Genomic DNA, 18723 nt, shown 5'->3' on the forward strand with positions numbered 1-18723 from the left:
GTCACTTTTTTCAGACGCCAAAAAAGTAACCCGCCGTAAGAGCGGAACCATAAGCCGCCATCACACAATTACGGATCTACACACCACCCAAAGCTAAAAGATCAGGACCCCAGAAGCTCAGCCTTGACCAATTTGGCCTGCTCATCAGCATGATACGAAGAACGCACCAAAGGCCCCGAGGCCACATTCTTGAAGCCCATCTTGTACCCCTCCTCAGCAAACCAGGCAAAGGTATCCGGGTGCACAAAACGCTGCACCGGCAAGTGGCTGCGCGAAGGTTGCAGGTACTGCCCCAAGGTCAACATGTCGATGTCATGCTCACGCATGCGCTTCATGACTTCGATGACTTCCTCATCGGTCTCACCCAGGCCCAGCATCAAGCCGGACTTGGTCGGAATATGCGGCATCATTTGCTTGAAGCGTTGCAGCAGGGTCAACGACCACTGGTAATCCGAACCCGGACGCGCGGCCTTGTACAGGCGCGGCACGGTTTCCAGGTTGTGGTTGAACACATCCGGCGGCTCGGCGGCGGTGATTTCCAGGGCGATGTCCATGCGGCCGCGGTAGTCCGGCACCAGGGTTTCCAGTTGGACATTCGGCGACAGCTTGCGGATTTCGCGGATGCAGTCGGCAAAGTGCTGGGCACCGCCGTCACGCAGGTCGTCGCGGTCCACCGAGGTGATGACCACGTACTTGAGCTTCAGGTCAGCGATGGCGATGGCCAGGCTTTCCGGCTCGTTGGTGTCCAATGGCTTCGGACGGCCGTGGCCGACGTCACAGAACGGGCACCGACGGGTGCAGATGTCGCCCATGATCATGAACGTCGCGGTGCCGCCGGAGAAGCACTCGCCCAGGTTCGGGCAGGAGGCTTCTTCGCAGACGCTGTGCAGCTTGTGCTTGCGCAGCAGCGCCTTGATGCGGTCGACTTCCGGAGAGACCGGAATGCGCACGCGGATCCAGTCGGGCTTCTTCGGCAATTCGGTGGTCGGGATGATCTTGACCGGGATGCGTGCAACCTTCTCGGCGCCGCGCAGCTTGACGCCGGCCTCTACCTTGGCACGCGGGGCCGGACGCTCGGTGACGTCCAGCGTCGGGATCATGGTTTGCACTGCATCAGTAGTCATATCAGTCGATTCCGCCCGTGAGGGTCGTCTGCTCAGCATAGTCGAGGTGTTTGACGAGCTGCGCGCGCAGCCGGGCACTTACCTCGGCAAATTCAATCGATCCTGTGTGATCGCGCAGCTGGGTCATCGCCAGCCCTGCGTAGCCACAGGGATTAATCCGTCGAAACGGCTCAAGATTCATGTCCACGTTCAACGCCAGGCCGTGAAACGAACAGCCATGGCGGATCCGCAGCCCAAGGGAGGCGATCTTCGCCCCGTCGACGTACACGCCCGGCGCATCGGGCTTTGCCGCCGCGCTTACGCCGTAGCTGGCGAGCAAATCGATCAGGCACGTTTCCATGCGGGTGACCAGCTCGCGTACACCGAATCCCAGCTTGCGCACATCCAGCAACAGATAGGCAACCAGTTGGCCGGGCCCATGGTAAGTCACCTGCCCGCCCCGGTCGACCTTCACCACCGGGATGTCGCCTGGCAACAACAAGTGCTCGGCCTTGCCCGCTTGGCCCTGGGTGAACACCGGTGGGTGCTCGACCAGCCAGACTTCATCGTCGGCGGTGGTACCGCGTTCGTTCGTGAAGCGTTGCATGGCATGCCAGACCGGCTCGTAAGCCATCGTGCCTAGCTCGCGAAAGCCCAGCGTGCCCGGCATCACAACACCATGTGCACGAAACCAGTCGCTCGCAGCTCGCTGTTGATGTCGTAGAGCTGTTCCTGGCCGGTGGCAATGATATGCAGCTGGATTGTCGTGTACTTGCCGTTGGTACTCTGGCGCTCGGCCAGGGTCTTGAGGTCAACGGTGGCGTGCTTCTCAAGGATCGCGACGATCTTGTCCTTGAAGCCCACACCGGTGTCGCCGATTACTTTGATCGGGTAGTCCTCGCAAGGAAACTCGATCTTTGGCGCCTTTACTTCGGAGTCTGTCATGGCGTAACGGCCTCGCAAGCCGTGGTAACGAACATGGCCCCGTGCCGGAAGGGAACGGGGCCATGCAGGTCAACACTTGAAATCAGTTGAACAAGCCGTAGAAGAATAGACGGATGCTATCCCACATGCGGCGGAAAATACCACCTTCCTCGACCGCATCCAGCGCGATCAGGTCGGCGCTGTGCACCACTTTGTCGTCCAGTTTGACTTCGACCTTGCCGATGACGTCACCCTTGGCGATCGGCGCGGTCAGTTGCGGGTTCATGGTCATGCTGGCGGCGAGCTTCTTGAGCTGGCCTTTAGGCAAGGTCATGGTCAGGTCCTGGGCCAGGCCGGCCTTGACCTGGTTGGTGGCGCCTTTCCAGACCTGGGCCTGGGCCAGTTCGGTGCCCTTCTGGTAGAAGGTCTGGGTTTCGAAGAAGCGGAAACCATAGGTCAGCAGCTTCTGGGTCTCGGCGGCGCGGGCCACTTCGCTGTTGGTGCCGAACACCACGGCGATCAGGCGCATGCCGTCACGAACGGCCGACGACACCATGCAGTAACCCGCTTCCTCGGTGTGGCCGGTCTTCAGACCGTCGACAGTCTTGTCGCGCCACAGCAGCAGGTTGCGGTTGGGCTGCTTGATGCCATTCCAGAAGAACTCTTTCTGGGAATAGATGGCGTAGTGCGCCGGGTCTTCATGAATGATGGCCCGCGCCAGGATCGCCATGTCGTGAGCCGACGAATAATGCTCCGGGTTCGGCAGACCGGTCGGGTTCATGAAGTGACTGTTGGTCATGCCCAGGTCGGCCACGGTCTTGTTCATCATGTCGGCGAATGCGTCTTCACTGCCGGCGATGTGCTCGGCCAGGGCGACGCTGGCGTCGTTGCCGGACTGGATGATGATCCCGTGCAGCAGGTCGCTGACGGTCACTTGCGAACCGACCTTGATGAACATCCGCGAACCGCCGGTGCGCCAGGCGTTCTCGCTGACGGTCACCGGATCGTTTTCACCGATCTGGCCACGACGGATTTCCAGCGTGGCGATGTAGGCCGTCATCAGCTTGGTCAGGCTGGCCGGTGGCAGACGCTGGTCACCGTTGTTCTCCACCAGCACCTCGCCGCTGCTGGCATCCATGAGCACAAAGGATTTGGCGGCCAATTGAGGCGGCGCCGGCATCATCTCGACCGCGAACGCGGCCGGTGAGAGAAGCAGCGGGACTAGCAGGCAAAGGCGTTTGGCAAAGGTGGTGATGTTCATCCGTCTCTCGAAATCGCTAATGGAAACTGCCCGGAGGCAATACTAAACAGGCAGCTTTCTAACGGGCCGCCGCGCACTTAAGTTGCTCACTCACAACCCTTGCCGGGCTTTTGTTATTCATCGAGCCAACAACCTGACCCGCCCAAACCACAAGCGGGCCTCAATCAATTACTCAGCGGTGACCAGGCTCGGCGAACCGAGATTGGCCAGGCGCACGCTGTTCTGTACCTGCTGGACCTCACCCGGAGAACCGATCGGCCCCAGGCGCACCCGATGCAGTGTCTGCTGGTTGCGCACGATCGAGCTGATGAACACCGGCGCGCTGACCATCGAGCTCAGCTTCGATCTCAACAGTTCTGCAGCGTCCGGGTTGGCGAACGCGCCCACTTGAAGATACTGGCCAGACGCTGTTGCAGAAGCGTTTTTTTTTGCGTCGATCTGCACGGGCACCACGGCCGCCGCATGCTGCTGCGGCGGTGGGGTCCATTGCTCGACCGTGCCGGTGGAAGCCGTCACGGTTGGCGCGGCATTCTGCGCTACTTTTGGCTCGTTGAGCATCAAAGGCGCCGGACGGCCGCGCTGGGCCCACCATTCCTGCGGATCGATGCCCTCGACTTTTACCCGCGCGGTGCCAGTTTCAGCGTAACCGAGCTTTTTCGCCGCCGCATACGACAAGTCGATGATGCGATCGGAATAGAACGGCCCACGATCGTTGACACGCAGGATCACCGTCTTGTTGTTGTCCAGGTTGGTCACCCGCACATAACTGGGCAGTGGCAAGGTCTTGTGGGCCGCGCTCATGCCATAGAGGTCGTAGACCTCGCCATTGGCGGTGTTCTGGCCGTGGAACTTGGTGCCGTACCAGGACGCCGTGCCCGAGGCGACGTAGCGCTTGGATTCAGCCATCGGGAAATAGGTCTTGCCCAGCACCGTATACGGGTTGGCCTTGTAGGGGCCGGTGTGCAGGGTCGGCGTCGCGTCGGGAATGCGCGAGACATCCACGTCCCACCACGGCGCGCCGTCCTTGTGGGCCCGGTTGATGTCCAGGCCTGGGGTGGCGCGCACGACGTTGGGGCTTTTCTGGGTGGGTGCGCGGCTGGTCGAACAACTGACAACCAGTAACGACAGCGCCGCCAATGCCACCAGCTTGAGGGGCCTGGCTCTCAGGGGTTGATAGGTAGGCAATGCCTGCATTATTTGACGCCCCGTGCTTTGACCAGCTCTTCAGACAGTTGATATACAGCCATGGCGTACATCACGCTGCGGTTATAACGCGTAATCGCGTAGAAATTCTTCAGGCCCATCCAATATTCAGGGCCCTGCTCGCCTTCCAGGCGCATCGCGGTGACCGACATATCGTCACGCAGCGCATCATGACTCGACCAGCCCAGCGCTCGCAACTCCCCGACGGTTTTCGTCGGCTCGATCCCTTCGGTCAAGCCCTCGTCAACCTGCTCGCCGCGCACGTCGGCACGGCTGACCACCGGCTCGCCGGCTTCCCAGCCGTGGCGCTTGAAATAACTGGCAACGCTACCGATCGCATCGGTCGGGTTGGTCCAGATATTGATGTGGCCATCACCGTCGAAATCCACCGCGTAGGCGCGGAAACTGCTGGGCATGAATTGCGGCAGGCCCATGGCTCCGGCGTAGGAACCCTTGAGAGTCAGCGGATCGACCTGCTCTTCCCGGGCCAACAGCAGAAACTCGCGCAGCTCCTTGCGGAAGAACTCGGCGCGCGGCGGATAATCGAAGCCCAGGGTCGACAATGCGTCGATGACCCGGAAATTGCCGGTGTTGCGGCCAAAGAAAGTTTCAACGCCAATGATCGACACGATGACCTGGGCCGGCACGCCATATTCCTGCTCGGCGCGAGCCAGGGCCGCCTCGTGCTGACGCCAGAAGTCCACGCCCCGGGCGATACGCGCCTCGGTGATGAACATCGGCCGGTACTCGCTCCACTGCTTGACGCGCTCGGCGGGCCGGGAGATCGCATCGAGGATCGACTGCTTGCGCTCGGCCTCGCGGAACACCCCCATCAGCTGCTCGCCGGCAAACCCGTAGTCGCGGGTCATCTCACCGACGAATTCGGCCACTTGCGGCGAGCCTTCGTATTCGCCCGCCAAGGCATGCGGCGCGCAGCCCAGTAAGCCGACCAGGCCGACCCACGGCGCATATCGCGTCGACCAGCCACGCATTGCTTGCATTGAACTCTTCACCTTATTCAAACCTGCGCGATCCATTTGCGATGCGTATGAATCGACATCAAAACCCCAAACGCTGACAGTAGCGTCACCAGCGAAGTTCCTCCGTAGCTAATGAATGGCAACGGCACCCCCACGACCGGCAACAGGCCACTGACCATACCGATGTTGACGAAAACATAAACAAAAAAAGTCATGGTCAGGCTGCCAGCAAGCAATTTGCCGAACAGGGTCTGGGCCTGGGCGGTGATCACCAGGCCTCGCCCGATCAGCAGCAGATAGATCAGCAGCAGCACGCAGATGCCTACCAGGCCGAACTCCTCGCCCATCACGGCAATGATGAAATCGGTGTGGCTTTCCGGCAAAAAGTCCAGGTGCGACTGGGTGCCCATCAGCCAACCCTTGCCGAACACCCCACCGGAACCGATGGCGGCCTTGGACTGGATGATGTTCCAGCCGGTGCCCAGCGGATCGCTTTCCGGGTCGAGGAATGTCAGGACGCGTTGCTTCTGGTAGTCGTGCATCACGAAATACCACATGGCCACCGACACCGGCACGGCGGCGGCGATCACGCTGAGGATCCAGCGCCAGCGCAACCCGCCCATGAACAGCACGAACGCGCCGCCGGCCAGGATCAGCAGCGAAGTGCCCAGGTCCGGCTGGCGCACGATCAGGATAAACGGGATACCGATCAGCAACAGGCTGATACACACATGCTTGAGTTGCGGCGGCAACGACCGCTTGGCCAGGTACCAGGCAATGGTCGCCGGCATGATGATCTTGAGAAATTCCGAGGGCTGGAAACGGATCACCCCGGGGATGTTGATCCAGCGGGTGGCGCCCATGGCGTTATGACCCATGATGTCCACCACCACCAGCAACCCCACGCCGACCACATAGGCCAGTGGCACCCAGCGCGCCATGAAGCGTGGTTCGAGTTGGGCGATGACGATCATCGACACCAGGCCGATGCCGAACGAGGTGGCCTGCTTGGCCAGCAGGTCCCAATTCTTGCCGCTGGCTGAATAAAGTACGAACAGGCTGCCGGCCGCCAGTGTCAGCAGCAGGATCAGCAGCGGACCGTCGATGTGCATGCGCTGCAGCAACGTGGCGCGACGGCGCATCACATCTTCGCTGGAGAGGATGCGGTCGAAATTATTCTTCACGGGCCGTAGCCTCCGCGCTGATCGGGCTTGCGAATTCGGGCTTGAGCTGGCCGTGCTCATCCAGCAGCCAGGCGTCCATGACCTGGCGCACCACCGGCGCGGCGACACCAGAACCGGACTCACCGTTCTCGACCATTACCGAGACGACGATCTTCGGGTTATCGGCCGGCGCGAAACCGACGAACAAGGCGTGGTCGCGGTGGCGCTCCTGGACCTTGGAGCGGTCGTACTTCTCACCCTGCTTGATGGCCACGACCTGGGCGGTCCCGCTCTTGCCGGCGATCCGGTATTGCGCACCGATGGAAGCCTTGCGCGCCGTGCCCCGGGCACCGTGCATTACCTGTTGCATGCCGATGTTGACCTTCTGCCAGTCCGATGGATTGCGCAGGATGATGTCCGGCACCGGGTCCGGATCCACGGGCTTCTGGCCCTCGATGGTCTTGGCCAGGTGCGGGCGATACCACTTGCCCTTGCTCGCCACCAGAGCCGTGGCCTGGGCCAGTTGCAACGGCGTGGCCTGCATGTAGCCCTGGCCGATCCCCAGAATCAAGGTTTCGCCCGGGAACCAGGCCTGTCGGCGGGTCGCGCGCTTCCACTCCCGAGACGGCATCAGGCCCGGCGATTCTTCGAACATGTCCAGGGAGACTTTCTGGCCGAGACCGAACTTGTTCATGTAGGACGACAACCGATCGATCCCCAGCTTGTGGGCCAGGTCATAGAAGTAGGTATCGTTGGAGCGCATGATCGCCGTTTCCAGGTCCACGTAGCCGTCACCGGTGCGGTTCCAGTTGCGGTACTTGTGGTCGTAGTTCGGCAGTTGGTAATAACCGGGGTCATAGACCCGGCTCGATGCAGTGACCACGCCGGCATCCAGCCCGGCGATCGCCACGGCCGGCTTGATGGTCGACCCCGGCGGATACAGGCCGCGCAGCACGCGGTTGAACAGCGGCCGGTCGATGGAATCGCGCAGCTCGGCGTAGGCCTTGAAGCTGATGCCGGTGACGAACAGGTTCGGGTCGAAGCTTGGCTGGCTGACCATCGCCAGGACTTCGCCGGTGCTGGGGTCCAACGCGACCACGGCGCCACGCCGTCCGCCCAGCGCCGCTTCGGCGGCTTCCTGCAACTTGATGTCCAGGCTCAGGACGATGTCCTTGCCAGGAATCGGGTCGGTGCGCTTGAGCACCCGCAACACCCGGCCTCGGGCGTTGGTCTCGACTTCCTCGTATCCCACCTGGCCGTGCAGCTCGGCCTCGTAGAAACGCTCGATACCGGTCTTGCCGATATGGTGGGTGCCGCTGTAGTTGACCGGATCGAGGGTCTTGAGCTCTTTCTCGTTGATCCGTCCCATGTAGCCGACCGAGTGGGCAAAGTGCGGCCCTTGCGGATAATGCCGCACCAACTGCGCCACCACCTCGACGCCGGGCAGGCGGAACTGGTTCACCGCGATCAGCGCGATCTGCTCTTCGGTCAGCTCGAACATGATCGGCACCGGCTCGAAGGGGCGCCGGCCCTGGCGCATGCGCTTCTCGAAAATCGCCCGGTCCTCAGGTGTCAACTGCAGCACCTCGACGATCACGTCGAGGACTTTTTGCCAGTCGCCAGAGCGCTCGCGGGTCATGCTCAGGCTGAAGCTGGGCCGGTTATCGGCCACCACCACGCCATTGCGGTCGAAAATCAGCCCTCGGGTCGGCGGAATCGGCTGTACGTGGACGCGGTTGCTCTCCGAGAGGGTCGAGTGATACTCGTACTGGATGACCTGGAGGAAATACAGCCGCGCGATCAGCACGCCGATCAGCGTGACCACGGCGATAGCCCCGAACACGACGCGGCCCCGCACCAGACGGGCGTCTTTTTCGTGGTCCTTAATGCGGATCGGCTGAGGCATGAGGGCAGGATTACTTGTGATAAGGGTGCCCGGACAAGACTGTCCAGGCACGGTACAACTGTTCCCCGATCAGGATCCGCACCAGTGGGTGCGGCAACGTCAGGGGCGACAACGACCAGCGCTGATTGGCCCGCGCACAGACTTCAGGCGCCAGCCCTTCCGGGCCACCGACCATGAAATTGACCGTGCGCGAATCCAATCGCCAGCGATCGAGCTCCACCGCCAGTTGCTCGGTGCTCCAGGGCTTGCCGTGGACTTCGAGCGTGACGATCCGCTCGTTCGGCCCGACCTTGGCCAGCATGGCTTCGCCTTCCTGGCGGATGAAACGCGCCACGTCAGCGTTCTTGCCACGGGTATTGAGCGGAATTTCCACCAGTTCCAGGGCCAGCTCGGACGGAAGACGCTTGGCATATTCATGCCAGCCTTCTTCCACCCACTTGGGCATGCGAGAACCGACGGCGATCAGGCGCAGTCGCACAGCGATCCCTTATTGCTGGTCTTTGTTGAGCTTGGTGAAGTGCTCATGGGAGTTTTCCGGGCTGTGGTGCGCGGCACTGGCCGAACGGCTCTGCTCGGCGCCTGCCCACAGGCGTTCCAGGTCGTAGAACTGGCGCGCCGACGCGGTCATCATGTGAACGATGACATCGTCCATGTCCAGCAGCACCCAGTCGCTTTCGCCCTTGCCTTCTTCGCCCAACGGCTTGGCGCCTTGCTTTTTGACTTCTTCGCGAACTTTTTCCAGCATCGCATTAATCTGGCGATTGGAGGTACCGGTGGCGATGATCATGTAGTCGGTGATGCTCTGCTTCTCGCGAACGTCGATCACCTGGATGTCCTGGGCCTTGACGTCTTCCAGGGCCGCCACGGCCACCTTGACCAGCTCTTCGCCGGTCAGCGCCACGCCGGCGTGTGCTTCTACCGGCAGCGGGGCGCTCTTGAAGGTGCCCTTGCGCTTAACTTTGTTCAGGTCTTTGTCAGTCATAGAAAACTCGTTTTGCTCATGTGTTCGGGTGCTCGGTACACGTGGATTCGTGTCGGCGGAGCACGCCTTGTTCAGTTCGACGCACGGTACAGCCCGTGCGCATCGATGTAGGCCAGGACCGCGTCGGGCACCAGGAAACGTACCGACTTACCGCTGGCCAGCAGTTGACGGATCTGGGTGGCGGATACCGCGAGCGGCGTCTGCCAGACGAATGCAATCTGTCCGCTCGGCCCCTTGAGGGCCAGCGGGTCGCTCACCGAGCGCGCCGCCAGCAGGTTGCGCAAGGCATCCGGCGGTTCGCTGTCGGCATCCGGGCGTTGCAGCACCAGGATGTGGCAATGCTGGAGCAACTCTTCCCAGCGATGCCAAGTGGGCAGGCCGCAAAAAGCGTCCCAGCCCAGAAGCAGAAAAACCTGGGCATCAGCGGCCAGTTCGGCACGCATCAGCTCCAGGGTATCAATGGTGTAGGACGGTTTGTCCCGCTGCAATTCGCGGGCATCCACCACCAACGGCGCCACGCCGGCCACCGCGCACTCGACCATCGCCAGGCGATCCCGGGCCGACACCTGCGGCGTGTCCCGATGAGGCGGCCGGGCGCTGGGCGTCAGGCGCAACTCATCGAGGGCCAGCGCGTCGGCGACTTCCAGCGCACCGCGCAGATGGCCGATGTGCACCGGGTCGAATGTGCCACCCAGGATACCAATGCGCTTTGGCGCGATCGCCGTCACAACGGGCATCGTCATAGAGGCCAGTGGGTCGAGGTCGCCCAAGTCAGGCCGGCTCCTGTCCGCGCAACTGGCCGTCACCGACCACGATGTACTTCTCGCAGGTCAGGCCTTCGAGGCCCACCGGACCGCGGGCGTGCAGCTTATCAGTAGAAATGCCGATCTCGGCACCCAATCCGTATTCAAAGCCATCGGCGAAGCAGGTCGGGGTATTGATCATCACCGAAGCAGAGTCCACTTGCGCCACGAAACTCCGGGTTTCGCCCTGGTGTTCGGTGACGATGGCGTCGGTGTGATGGGAGCCATGACGGTTGATATGCTCGATCGCCTGGTCGAGCCCATCGACCACGCGGATCGACAGGATCGGCGCCAGGTATTCGGTATCCCAGTCTTCTTCCGTGGCCGCAACGGCCTCGATGATTGCCCGCGTGCGCTCGCAACCACGCAGCTCGACGCCTTTTTCGCGGAACTGGGCAGCCATCGACGGCAGGAAATCCTTGGCTACGGCCTGGTCCACCAGCAGGGTTTCCATCGCACCGCAGATGCCATAACGATAAGTCTTGGCGTTGAAGGCAATGCGCTGGGCCTTCGGCAATTCGGCGTGGGCGCTGACGTAGATATGGCAGATGCCGTCCAGGTGCTTGATCACCGGCACGCGGGCGTCGCGACTGACGCGCTCGATCAGGCCCTTGCCGCCGCGGGGCACGATGACGTCCACAAACTCGGGCATGGTGATCAGCGCCCCGACCGCGGCGCGATCGGTGGTTTCCACCACTTGCACGACGGCGGCCGGCAGGTTGGCTTCGGCCAGGCCACGCTGGATGCAGGCGGCAATGGCGCGGTTGGAATGGATCGCCTCGGAACCGCCACGCAGGATGGTCGCGTTACCGGACTTCAGGCACAGGCTCGCGGCGTCGATGGTCACGTTCGGCCGCGACTCGTAGATGATCCCGACCACGCCCAGGGGCACGCGCATCTTGCCGACCTGGATACCCGATGGCCGATAGCTCATGTCGCGGATCGCCCCGACCGGGTCCGGCAGTGCCGCGACCTGGCGCAGACCGACGATCATGCCGTCGATGCGCGCCGGTGTCAGCGCCAGGCGTTCGAGCATGGCCGGCTCCAGACCATTGGCCCGGCCAGCGGCCAGGTCCAGCTCATTGGCGGCGGACAACTCGGCGCGAGACGCGTCCAGCGCGTTGGCGGCGGCCTGCAAGGCGCGGTTTTTCTGCGCGGTGCTGGCACGGCCGATGACGCGCGACGCTTCGCGGGCGGCGCGACCCAGGCGGGTCATGTAGTCAAGAACGGACTCAGTCATGGTCTGTGTGGTCTTGGCAAAGAGGAAAGCGGCAGATTATAGCTGTCGTAACCCTCGACTAACAGCATGGACTCACAGCGGTGACCGGCGGAGGCGCAAAACAGCCATCGAACGCGAATGTTTCCGTGAATGTTCAGCGGTAATTAAGCTTTCCATTGTTATCATCGCGCTACTTTTGGCCTTACTTCGTCCATCGACATGACCGATTCGCCTTCCGTACCCATCGCTTTGCCACACGCTTTTTTTGATCGCGACGCCCAGGTGCTCGCCCGGGACCTGCTGGGCAAGGTCATTCGGCACAAGGTCGGCAGCCTGTGGCTCAGTGCGCGGATCATCGAGACCGAAGCCTATTACTTCGCCGAGAAAGGCAGCCACGCCTCCCTGGGCTATACGGAAAAGCGCAGGGCGTTGTTTCTCGATGGCGGCCACATCTATATGTATTACGCCCGGGGCGGCGATTCACTGAATTTCAGTGCGCAAGGCCCGGGTAATGCGGTGTTGATCAAGTCTGCGTATCCCTGGGTGGATGCCATCAGCGGCCCGGACAGCCTGGCGCAGATGCTCCTCAACAATCCCGACGCCCAAGGCCGACCACGCGCGCCACAAAAGCTGTGTGCCGGCCAGACCTTGCTGTGCAAGGCCCTGGGCCTGAAAGTGCCGGACTGGGACGCCAAACGCTTCGACCCTGAACGGCTGCTGGTGGAAGATGTGGGCGTGCCGACGGTGAATGTGATCCAGACCACTCGCCTGGGCATTCCACTGGGACGAGACGAACACCTGCCCTACCGCTTCGTCGATGCCGCCTACGCGCAATGGTGTACCCGCAACCCGCTGCGGCGCGGACAGGTCGAGGGCCGGGATTATGTTTTGCTGTCCTGAACACAACGCCGTGCATGCCCATCAATATTCAATGGAGTTGTCTTTATGGGCCAATGGCTCGATAGCATTACCGGCTGGCTGACCGTCAACCCACAATGGCTGGCGGTGGCGGTGTTTGTCGTCGCTTGCGTTGAATGCCTGGCCATTGCCGGGTTGATTGTGCCGGGCACGGTGTTGTTGTTCGCCATCGCGGTGCTGGCCGGCAGTGGGGCGTTGTCCCTGGGCGAAACCTTGCTGCTGGGCCTTCTCGGCGGATTGCTGGGGGATCTGGTTTCGTACTTTCTCGGACGGCATTTCCACCAGAACATCCGGCGCCTGCCGGGGCTGCGACAACATCCGGAATGGATGAGCGCAGCGGAAAGCTATTTCCAGCGCTACGGTATCGCCAGCCTGCTGGTGGGGCGTTTCATCGGCCCGCTGAGGCCGATGCTGCCGATGGTGGCCGGGATGTGCGACATGCCGTTCCCACGCTTCGCGGTCGTCAGCGTGGTGGCGGCGGCAGGCTGGACCGTTGCCTACCTGCTTCCCGGCTGGGCCACCGGAGCGGCGTTCCGCCTGCCACTGCCCGAAGGCTTCTGGCCACAAGCCGGCGTCGTCATCGGCAGCATCGCGGTGATGCTCGGCCTGAGCGTCAACAGCAGCCTGCGTCGTCACCGTCATGCCTCGGCAATCATCGCGGGTGTTGGCCTGGCCATCCTGATCGGCCTGTTCACTGGTTTTCGCTACCTGACGGCTTTCGACCAGGGCCTGATTGCCCTGGTCCAGGAACATCGCAGCGCAACGCTGGATGAAATCGCCGTGACCTTCACGCTGATCGGCGAATTCCGCTACATGCTGATCTTCAGCGCCCTGGTTACCGGACTGTTGTTATTGGGACGCCAATGGCGCCAGGCAATCTTTGCCGGGGGCACGATGCTGCTCACGGCCCTGGCCAACACCGGCTCCAAACTGTTTTTCGCCCGCGTGCGCCCTGAGATCCTGAGCGAACCGTTGACCAGCTACAGCATGCCCAGCGGCCATGCTTCTGGCGCATTCGCGCTGTTCCTGACCCTCGCCGTGCTGGCCGGCCGGGGACAGCCGCCGCGCCTGCGCTTGACCTGGCTGCTGCTAGGCGCATTGCCGGCCCTGGCCATCGCCCTGTCGCGGGTGTACCTCGGGGCGCATTGGCCGAGCGACATCGTTGCCGGCGCCATGCTCGCCGCCACCGTCTGCGCCGCCGTCCTGTGGCTGACCCAGCGCCAGGAACCGCTGCGCGCCATGTCGCCAAGAGTCTGGTGGCTGGTCCTGCCGGCGCTGTTGGCGGCCTTCAGCTTCTTCGCCCTGCGGCACCTGCCGCATGCGATGTTGCGGTATGCCTATTGATGTCAGGCAAACAGTTCGCCCTGTAATTCATCCAACAGCGCTTGGATCGCATCCAGCCGCTGTTGCGGGTCGTCCAGTTGCAGGAGGTCGATCTTGTCCAGTTCATTGAACGGCAGCAGATAGGCCAGCTGATTGGCGAGGGACTGTTGGCCCTTGGCTTCGGTGCCCATGTTCAGCGCCTCGACCATCGGGTGTTCGGCGAGGGCCTTGAGCAGCGCCACCAGGTCGGCATCTTCATCTTGCAACGGTTGTTCCGGCTCGTCCTCCAGCCACTCGACCTGCGCCACGGTGAGCTGATCCGCCTGGACGCTGGTGCTGTGCACCAGGAAACGCCGTGCGCCTTGCACGCGGATCCCCAGCAGACCGTTTTCCTGCTGGGAAAAATCGGTGATCAGCGCTTCACACCCGACCCGCGCGTAGCCATCGGGCGCAATGCCGACTTCCTCGCCATCGAGGATGCACACCACGCCAAAACCTTCGCCTTTTTTCATGCAGCGCCCGATCATGTCGAGGTAACGCGCCTCGAAGATTTGCAGATCAAGAGTGCAACCGGGGAACAACACAGTGTTCAACGGGAACAGCGGCAAGCTCATAACCCATTCCTTAAACAGTCATCGACACCACCAGCGGCAGCAGCACCGCCGTGGCCACGCCCATCAAACTCATCGCCAGGGCCGCGAAGGCGCCGGTCTCCTCGCTTTCCTGCAACGCCACCGAGGTGCCCACCGCGTGGGCGGTCAGACCCAGGGCCATGCCCCGCGCTTCAGGGCTGTGGACACCCAATCGGGTCAAAATACTCGGCCCCAGGATCGCCCCCAGCACACCGGTGATCAGCACGAACACCGCCGCCATGGCCGCCACGCCGCCAATCTGCTCGGCCACCAGCATGGCGATCGGCGACGTCACCGACTTGGGTGCCATCGTCATGAGGATCATGTGCTCGGCGCCAAACGCCCAGCCCAGCACCACCGCGGAACCGGTGGCGAACACCCCGCCTACCACCAGCGTAGTAAAAATCGGCCAGAACAATTGGCGGATTCGCCGCAGGTTCAAGTACAACGGCACCGCCAAGGCCACGGTTGCCGGCCCCAGCAGAATGCTCAGGATCTCGGTGCTCTTGCGGTACTCGGCGTAACTGATGCCGCAGCCCACCAGCACGGCGATCAACACCAGCATCGACATCAATACCGGCTGAAGAAACACCCAGCGAGTCTTCTCGAACGCCGCCAGCACCAATTGATAGGCGCCCAGGGTAATGCCGATGCCGAACAGCGGGTGATGGATGACCGAGGTCCAGGCGCCTTGCCAATCGAACATCATGGGGCGTCCTCCGGCTCGACACTGTGGCGCCGGGCCAGGCGCTGCATCATCACGCCCGTCAACGCCACCGAAAGGACCAACGACAACATCAGCGCACCGACAATCGCCCAGAAATCGGCGGCGATCGCCCGGGCATAGACCATCACCCCAACCGCCGGCGGCACCAGCAGCAACGGCAGGTAGCGCAACAGGCTGCTGGCGGCCAGGTTCAACGGCTCGCTGACTTCGCCGCGAGTGATCAGGTAGCCCAGCATCAGCAGCAGGCCAACGATCGGCCCCGGCAGGATCGGCAGGAACAAATGGTTGATGGCAGTGCCCAGCAATTGGAACAGCACCAGCCAGGTCAGGCCCCGTAGCAACATCCGCTCTTTCCCCCGCAACACGTGTTCAAAGAATGCGCCGGCATTATAAGCACGCCCACGCTATGGTTCGGCATTCGTAAAAAGCATGGTCGATGACCTTCCCGGTCGGCCATGTTGATCTACAGTGGTTCTCGGGGGCGCAGACCCCCGTTCCATAAAAGCAGGACAGATGAACCAAGGAGAGTCTCAATGCCCTACGTTCCCGTTACAGCGCTCAAGGATTATGTCGGCAAGGAACTGGGATGTTCCGACTGGCTGACCATCGACCAGGACCGCATCAACCTGTTCGCCGAAGCCACCGGCGACTTCCAGTTCATCCATGTCGACCCGGTCAAGGCCGCGCAGACCCCGTTCGGCAGCACCATCGCCCACGGTTTCCTGTCGCTGTCGCTGATGCCCAAATTGATGGAAGACATCCTGATCCTGCCCGAGGGTGTGAAGATGGTCGTCAACTACGGGCTCGACAGCGTGCGCTTCATCCAGCCGGTGAAGGTCGACTCCAAGGTCCGGCTCAAGGTCGATCTGGTGGACGTGACCGAGAAAAAACCTGGCCAATGGCTGCTCAAGGCCACCGCCACGCTGGAAATCGAAGGTTCGGAAAAACCGGCCTACATTGCCGAGCCACTGTCGCTCTGCTTCGTGTAGACCCTCGCGGTCGCGAAACCGCTCATGCAGTTTCGCATCGCGTCAACGCGCATAGCTGCGGCATACTCGTCGCCTGATTACCTGGATCCCGTTATGCGCGCACTTGTACCCCTGACCCTGGCCCTCCTGCTCACAGCCTGCGGCGATGGCGAATCGCTGCTGCCTCCCGATGCACGCCTGCCCGATGGCGGGCGTTATCGCGGCGACCTGGTGGACGGCCTGTTGCAAGGCCAGGGACGCATCGATTACCCCAACGGCAGCTGGTACGCCGGCCAGTTCGACAAGGGCCAGTGGCACGGCACCGGGGAGTGGCACGGCAGCAATGGCGAAGTCTATCGCGGCCAATTCGAGCAAGGCCTGTTCCATGGCCAGGGCAGCCTGACCACACCGACCAGCAGCTACACCGGCGGCTTCAAGCAAGGCCGGCGGGACGGCGAAGGGACGCTCAAGGAAAACGGCATGACCTACCGGGGCGAATTCAAGGCCGACCGTTACTCCGGCCTCGGGCGTCTCGAACTCGACGATGGCAGCCAGTATCAAGGCCCGTTCGCCAACGGCAAGCCCAACGGCGAAGGCCAGCGCTTCGATGCCAGCGGCAACCAGTTCACCGGGCATTTCGTCGACGGCCAGCTCCAGGGCAAGGGCACGTTCAACAGTGCCGAAGGCGACGTCTACATCGGCGGTTTCCGCAACAACCAACTCAACGGTCGAGGGCGTTATGAAAATGCCGACGGCGATGTCTGGATCGGCCAGTTCAAGGACGGCGCGCTGACCGGCAAAGGCGAACTGATTGGCGCGGACGGCAGTCATTATCTCGGCCAGTTCAACGAATGGCGCTTCACCGGCGAGGGCCGCCTCAACCTGCCCGATGGCAGCTTCTACGTGGGCCAGTTCGAAAGCGACAGCTACCACGGGCGCGGCACCTTGGTACTGACCGACGGCACGGTGCAAAGCGGCACCTGGGCCAACGGCCTGCGGATACGCGACGCCGACGGCAAGCTGCTGCCGGACGTGCTCGAACGCGGCATCCTGGCCCAAGGCCGCCTGCTCGACGAAGCGCTGGCCGATATCCCCGCGTCGACGCCTGAGGTGGAACTGTACAGCCTGACCCTGGGCGGCGACGGCAAGCAGAGCGTGTTCCTGCGTGAATCCGACTACGTTGCCAATATGCTTGCCAGCCGTTTCGGCGCGACCGGCCAGATCCGCCTGGTGAACCACCGCGATCACCTCAGCGACCGGCCCATGGCCAGCCGCGAAAGCCTGCGCCGCGCCGCCGTCACTTTGGCCGAGCGCAGCGGCCCGGAAGACCTGATATTCATCTACCTGACCAGCCACGGCACCAGCGAGCACGAACTGGTGCTCGACCAACCTCGCATGGAACTGGCCGACCTGCCCGCCGACGAACTGGCCGTTGTCCTGGCACCGCTCAAGCATCGCGACAAGATCGTGGTGATCTCGGCCTGTTATTCCGGTGGGTTCATTCCGGCGCTCAAGGATGAACGCACGTTGATCATGACCGCGTCCCGGGCCGACCGGGTGTCATTCGGCTGCTCCGAGGAGGCCAACTTCACTTATTTCGGCGACGCCCTGTTCGCCCAGGCGCTGAACCAGACCGACGACCTAGAGCAAGCGTTCAAGCGCGCCAAGGGCATCGTTGCCGAACGCGAGCAGGCGGACAATTTCGAAGCCTCGGAACCGCAGATCTGGGCGCCGAGGACGGTGCTGTCCCACTGGCAATTGCTGCGCAAGCAACAAGCGCGAAAAGCATTGCGAAGTGCTGCATTGAACGACGAGGGCAAAAAGAGCAACTAAGCTGAACCGTATCAAGGGGGAGACACTATGTACTTGACGCCTCAGCATGTTTTGCTCGCCGGCGCGACCGGATTGACCGGGGAACATCTGTTGGATCGGCTGCTCAATGAGCCGACCATCACCCGGGTACTGGCGCCTTCCCGCCGGCCACTGGCCGAGCATCCGCACTTGGAAAATCCGGTTGGGGAACCGGCCGAGTTGCTGCAACGGCTCGAAGGCCCGGTCGACATCGCCTTCTGCTGCCTTGGCACCACCATCAAGAAAGCCGGCTCCGAACAGGCGTTTCGCGCCGTGGACCTGGACCTGGTGGTGGCCTTCGCCAAACGCGCCCGGGAGCTGGGCGCGCGGCATCTCATCGTGATCAGTGCGCTGAATGCCGACGCGAAGTCGTCGATCTTCTACAACCGGGTCAAAGGCGAAATGGAGGCGGCCCTCAAGGCCCAGGATTGGCCGCAACTGACCATCTGCCGCCCTTCCCTGCTGCTCGGCGAGCGGGTTGAACCGCGCCTGGCCGAGCAACTGGCCGGGCCGTTGTCCAAGCTGATTCCCGGCAAGTACCACGGTATCGAAGCCTGCCAACTGGCCCGGGCCATGTGGCGTCTGGCGCTGGAAGAGCAGGATGGGGTGCGGGTGGTGGAGTCGGATGAGTTGCGCAGGCTTGGGAAATGATTCTGTAGCGCCTGCGTGGATGCATAGTGGCGAGGGAGCTTGCTCCCGCTCGACTGCGCAGCAGTCGCCTTGGATCTCAGGGGAAAAAGCTGGGGGCTTCTCCGCAGCC

20 protein-coding genes are annotated in these 18723 nt (G+C 62.4%); 5 read left to right on the plus strand and 15 right to left on the minus strand.

The window, feature by feature from the left end:
- Positions 1-101: 101 nt before the first annotated feature.
- From lipA to J3Q04_RS22010, 12 genes are all read right to left on the minus strand, one after another.
- A complete protein-coding gene (gene lipA / locus J3Q04_RS21955; RefSeq protein ID WP_014340371.1) occupies positions 102-1124 on the minus strand; it encodes a lipoyl synthase in 1023 nt (340 codons plus the stop codon).
- A gap of 1 nt (position 1125) precedes the next feature.
- Entirely contained in the window at positions 1126-1773 is a 648-nt protein-coding gene (gene lipB, locus J3Q04_RS21960) for a lipoyl(octanoyl) transferase LipB (RefSeq protein WP_434562132.1), read from the minus strand.
- On the minus strand, positions 1773-2048 hold the full coding sequence (locus J3Q04_RS21965) for a DUF493 domain-containing protein (protein ID WP_420767331.1): 276 nt from the start codon (positions 2046-2048) through the stop codon (positions 1773-1775). Before J3Q04_RS21965 ends, lipB begins: the two co-directional genes overlap by 1 nt.
- Before the next feature lie 82 nt (positions 2049-2130).
- Positions 2131-3288 (minus strand): D-alanyl-D-alanine carboxypeptidase family protein, encoded by a 1158-nt coding sequence (locus J3Q04_RS21970; protein WP_420767332.1) that lies wholly within the window; start codon positions 3286-3288, stop codon positions 2131-2133.
- A gap of 168 nt (positions 3289-3456) precedes the next feature.
- Positions 3457-4482 carry a septal ring lytic transglycosylase RlpA family protein gene (locus J3Q04_RS21975; RefSeq protein WP_420767333.1) on the minus strand — a complete coding sequence of 342 codons (1026 nt, stop codon included), beginning with the start codon at positions 4480-4482 and terminating at the stop codon, positions 3457-3459.
- Complete coding sequence (mltB, locus tag J3Q04_RS21980) at positions 4482-5492, minus strand: lytic murein transglycosylase B (protein WP_420767334.1); 1011 nt, start codon at positions 5490-5492, stop codon at positions 4482-4484. The genes J3Q04_RS21975 and mltB overlap by 1 nt, the downstream gene beginning before the upstream one ends.
- Positions 5493-5509: 17 nt before the next feature.
- Positions 5510-6613: a rod shape-determining protein RodA gene (gene rodA / locus J3Q04_RS21985; protein ID WP_045157031.1), complete on the minus strand. Its 1104-nt coding sequence runs from the start codon at positions 6611-6613 to the stop codon at positions 5510-5512.
- Positions 6614-6644: 31 nt separating this feature from the next.
- Positions 6645-8540 (minus strand): penicillin-binding protein 2, encoded by a 1896-nt coding sequence (gene mrdA, locus J3Q04_RS21990; RefSeq protein WP_420767335.1) that lies wholly within the window; start codon positions 8538-8540, stop codon positions 6645-6647.
- Positions 8541-8550: 10 nt separating this feature from the next.
- Positions 8551-9018 (minus strand): 23S rRNA (pseudouridine(1915)-N(3))-methyltransferase RlmH, encoded by a 468-nt coding sequence (gene rlmH, locus J3Q04_RS21995; RefSeq protein WP_434609388.1) that lies wholly within the window; start codon positions 9016-9018, stop codon positions 8551-8553.
- Positions 9019-9027: 9 nt separating this feature from the next.
- Positions 9028-9522, minus strand: coding sequence for a ribosome silencing factor (gene rsfS, locus J3Q04_RS22000; RefSeq protein ID WP_420767336.1), 495 nt, complete (start codon positions 9520-9522; stop codon positions 9028-9030).
- A 71-nt stretch (positions 9523-9593) separates the two neighbouring features.
- Positions 9594-10265, minus strand: coding sequence for a nicotinate-nucleotide adenylyltransferase (gene nadD / locus J3Q04_RS22005; protein WP_162488984.1), 672 nt, complete (start codon positions 10263-10265; stop codon positions 9594-9596).
- Positions 10266-10293: 28 nt separating this feature from the next.
- Positions 10294-11565: a glutamate-5-semialdehyde dehydrogenase gene (locus J3Q04_RS22010; protein WP_434609384.1), complete on the minus strand. Its 1272-nt coding sequence runs from the start codon at positions 11563-11565 to the stop codon at positions 10294-10296.
- Between the two features lie 198 nt (positions 11566-11763).
- Here J3Q04_RS22010 and J3Q04_RS22015 point away from each other — a divergent pair, with 198 nt between their 5' ends.
- Positions 11764-12444, plus strand: coding sequence for a DNA-3-methyladenine glycosylase (locus J3Q04_RS22015; protein WP_434609383.1), 681 nt, complete (start codon positions 11764-11766; stop codon positions 12442-12444).
- Positions 12445-12489: 45 nt separating this feature from the next.
- Complete coding sequence (locus J3Q04_RS22020; RefSeq protein ID WP_434609381.1) at positions 12490-13806, plus strand: bifunctional DedA family/phosphatase PAP2 family protein; 1317 nt, start codon at positions 12490-12492, stop codon at positions 13804-13806.
- A gap of 2 nt (positions 13807-13808) precedes the next feature.
- Here the strand turns inward: J3Q04_RS22020 and J3Q04_RS22025 are convergent, their stop codons facing one another.
- From J3Q04_RS22025 to J3Q04_RS22035, 3 genes are read right to left on the minus strand one after another with little or no spacing between them, the layout of a single operon-like run.
- Entirely contained in the window at positions 13809-14399 is a 591-nt protein-coding gene (locus J3Q04_RS22025; protein ID WP_420767340.1) for an LON peptidase substrate-binding domain-containing protein, read from the minus strand.
- A 10-nt stretch (positions 14400-14409) separates the two neighbouring features.
- Entirely contained in the window at positions 14410-15126 is a 717-nt protein-coding gene (locus J3Q04_RS22030) for an LrgB family protein (protein ID WP_420767341.1), read from the minus strand.
- A complete protein-coding gene (locus J3Q04_RS22035) occupies positions 15123-15488 on the minus strand; it encodes a CidA/LrgA family protein (RefSeq protein ID WP_434609378.1) in 366 nt (121 codons plus the stop codon). The genes J3Q04_RS22030 and J3Q04_RS22035 overlap by 4 nt, the downstream gene beginning before the upstream one ends.
- Positions 15489-15677: 189 nt before the next feature.
- Between J3Q04_RS22035 and J3Q04_RS22040 the strand changes: the two genes are divergently transcribed.
- From J3Q04_RS22040 to J3Q04_RS22050, 3 genes are all read left to right on the plus strand, one after another.
- Positions 15678-16133 (plus strand): MaoC family dehydratase, encoded by a 456-nt coding sequence (locus J3Q04_RS22040; protein ID WP_039594307.1) that lies wholly within the window; start codon positions 15678-15680, stop codon positions 16131-16133.
- A 93-nt stretch (positions 16134-16226) separates the two neighbouring features.
- Positions 16227-17945 carry a C13 family peptidase gene (locus tag J3Q04_RS22045; protein ID WP_420767344.1) on the plus strand — a complete coding sequence of 573 codons (1719 nt, stop codon included), beginning with the start codon at positions 16227-16229 and terminating at the stop codon, positions 17943-17945.
- A gap of 27 nt (positions 17946-17972) precedes the next feature.
- Positions 17973-18614 carry an oxidoreductase gene (locus J3Q04_RS22050; RefSeq protein ID WP_420767345.1) on the plus strand — a complete coding sequence of 214 codons (642 nt, stop codon included), beginning with the start codon at positions 17973-17975 and terminating at the stop codon, positions 18612-18614.
- The last annotated feature ends 109 nt before the right edge of the window (positions 18615-18723 follow it).

The sequence above is a fragment of the Pseudomonas sp. D4-21 genome (genome assembly GCF_051132125.1).
Taxonomy (GTDB): domain Bacteria; phylum Pseudomonadota; class Gammaproteobacteria; order Pseudomonadales; family Pseudomonadaceae; genus Aquipseudomonas.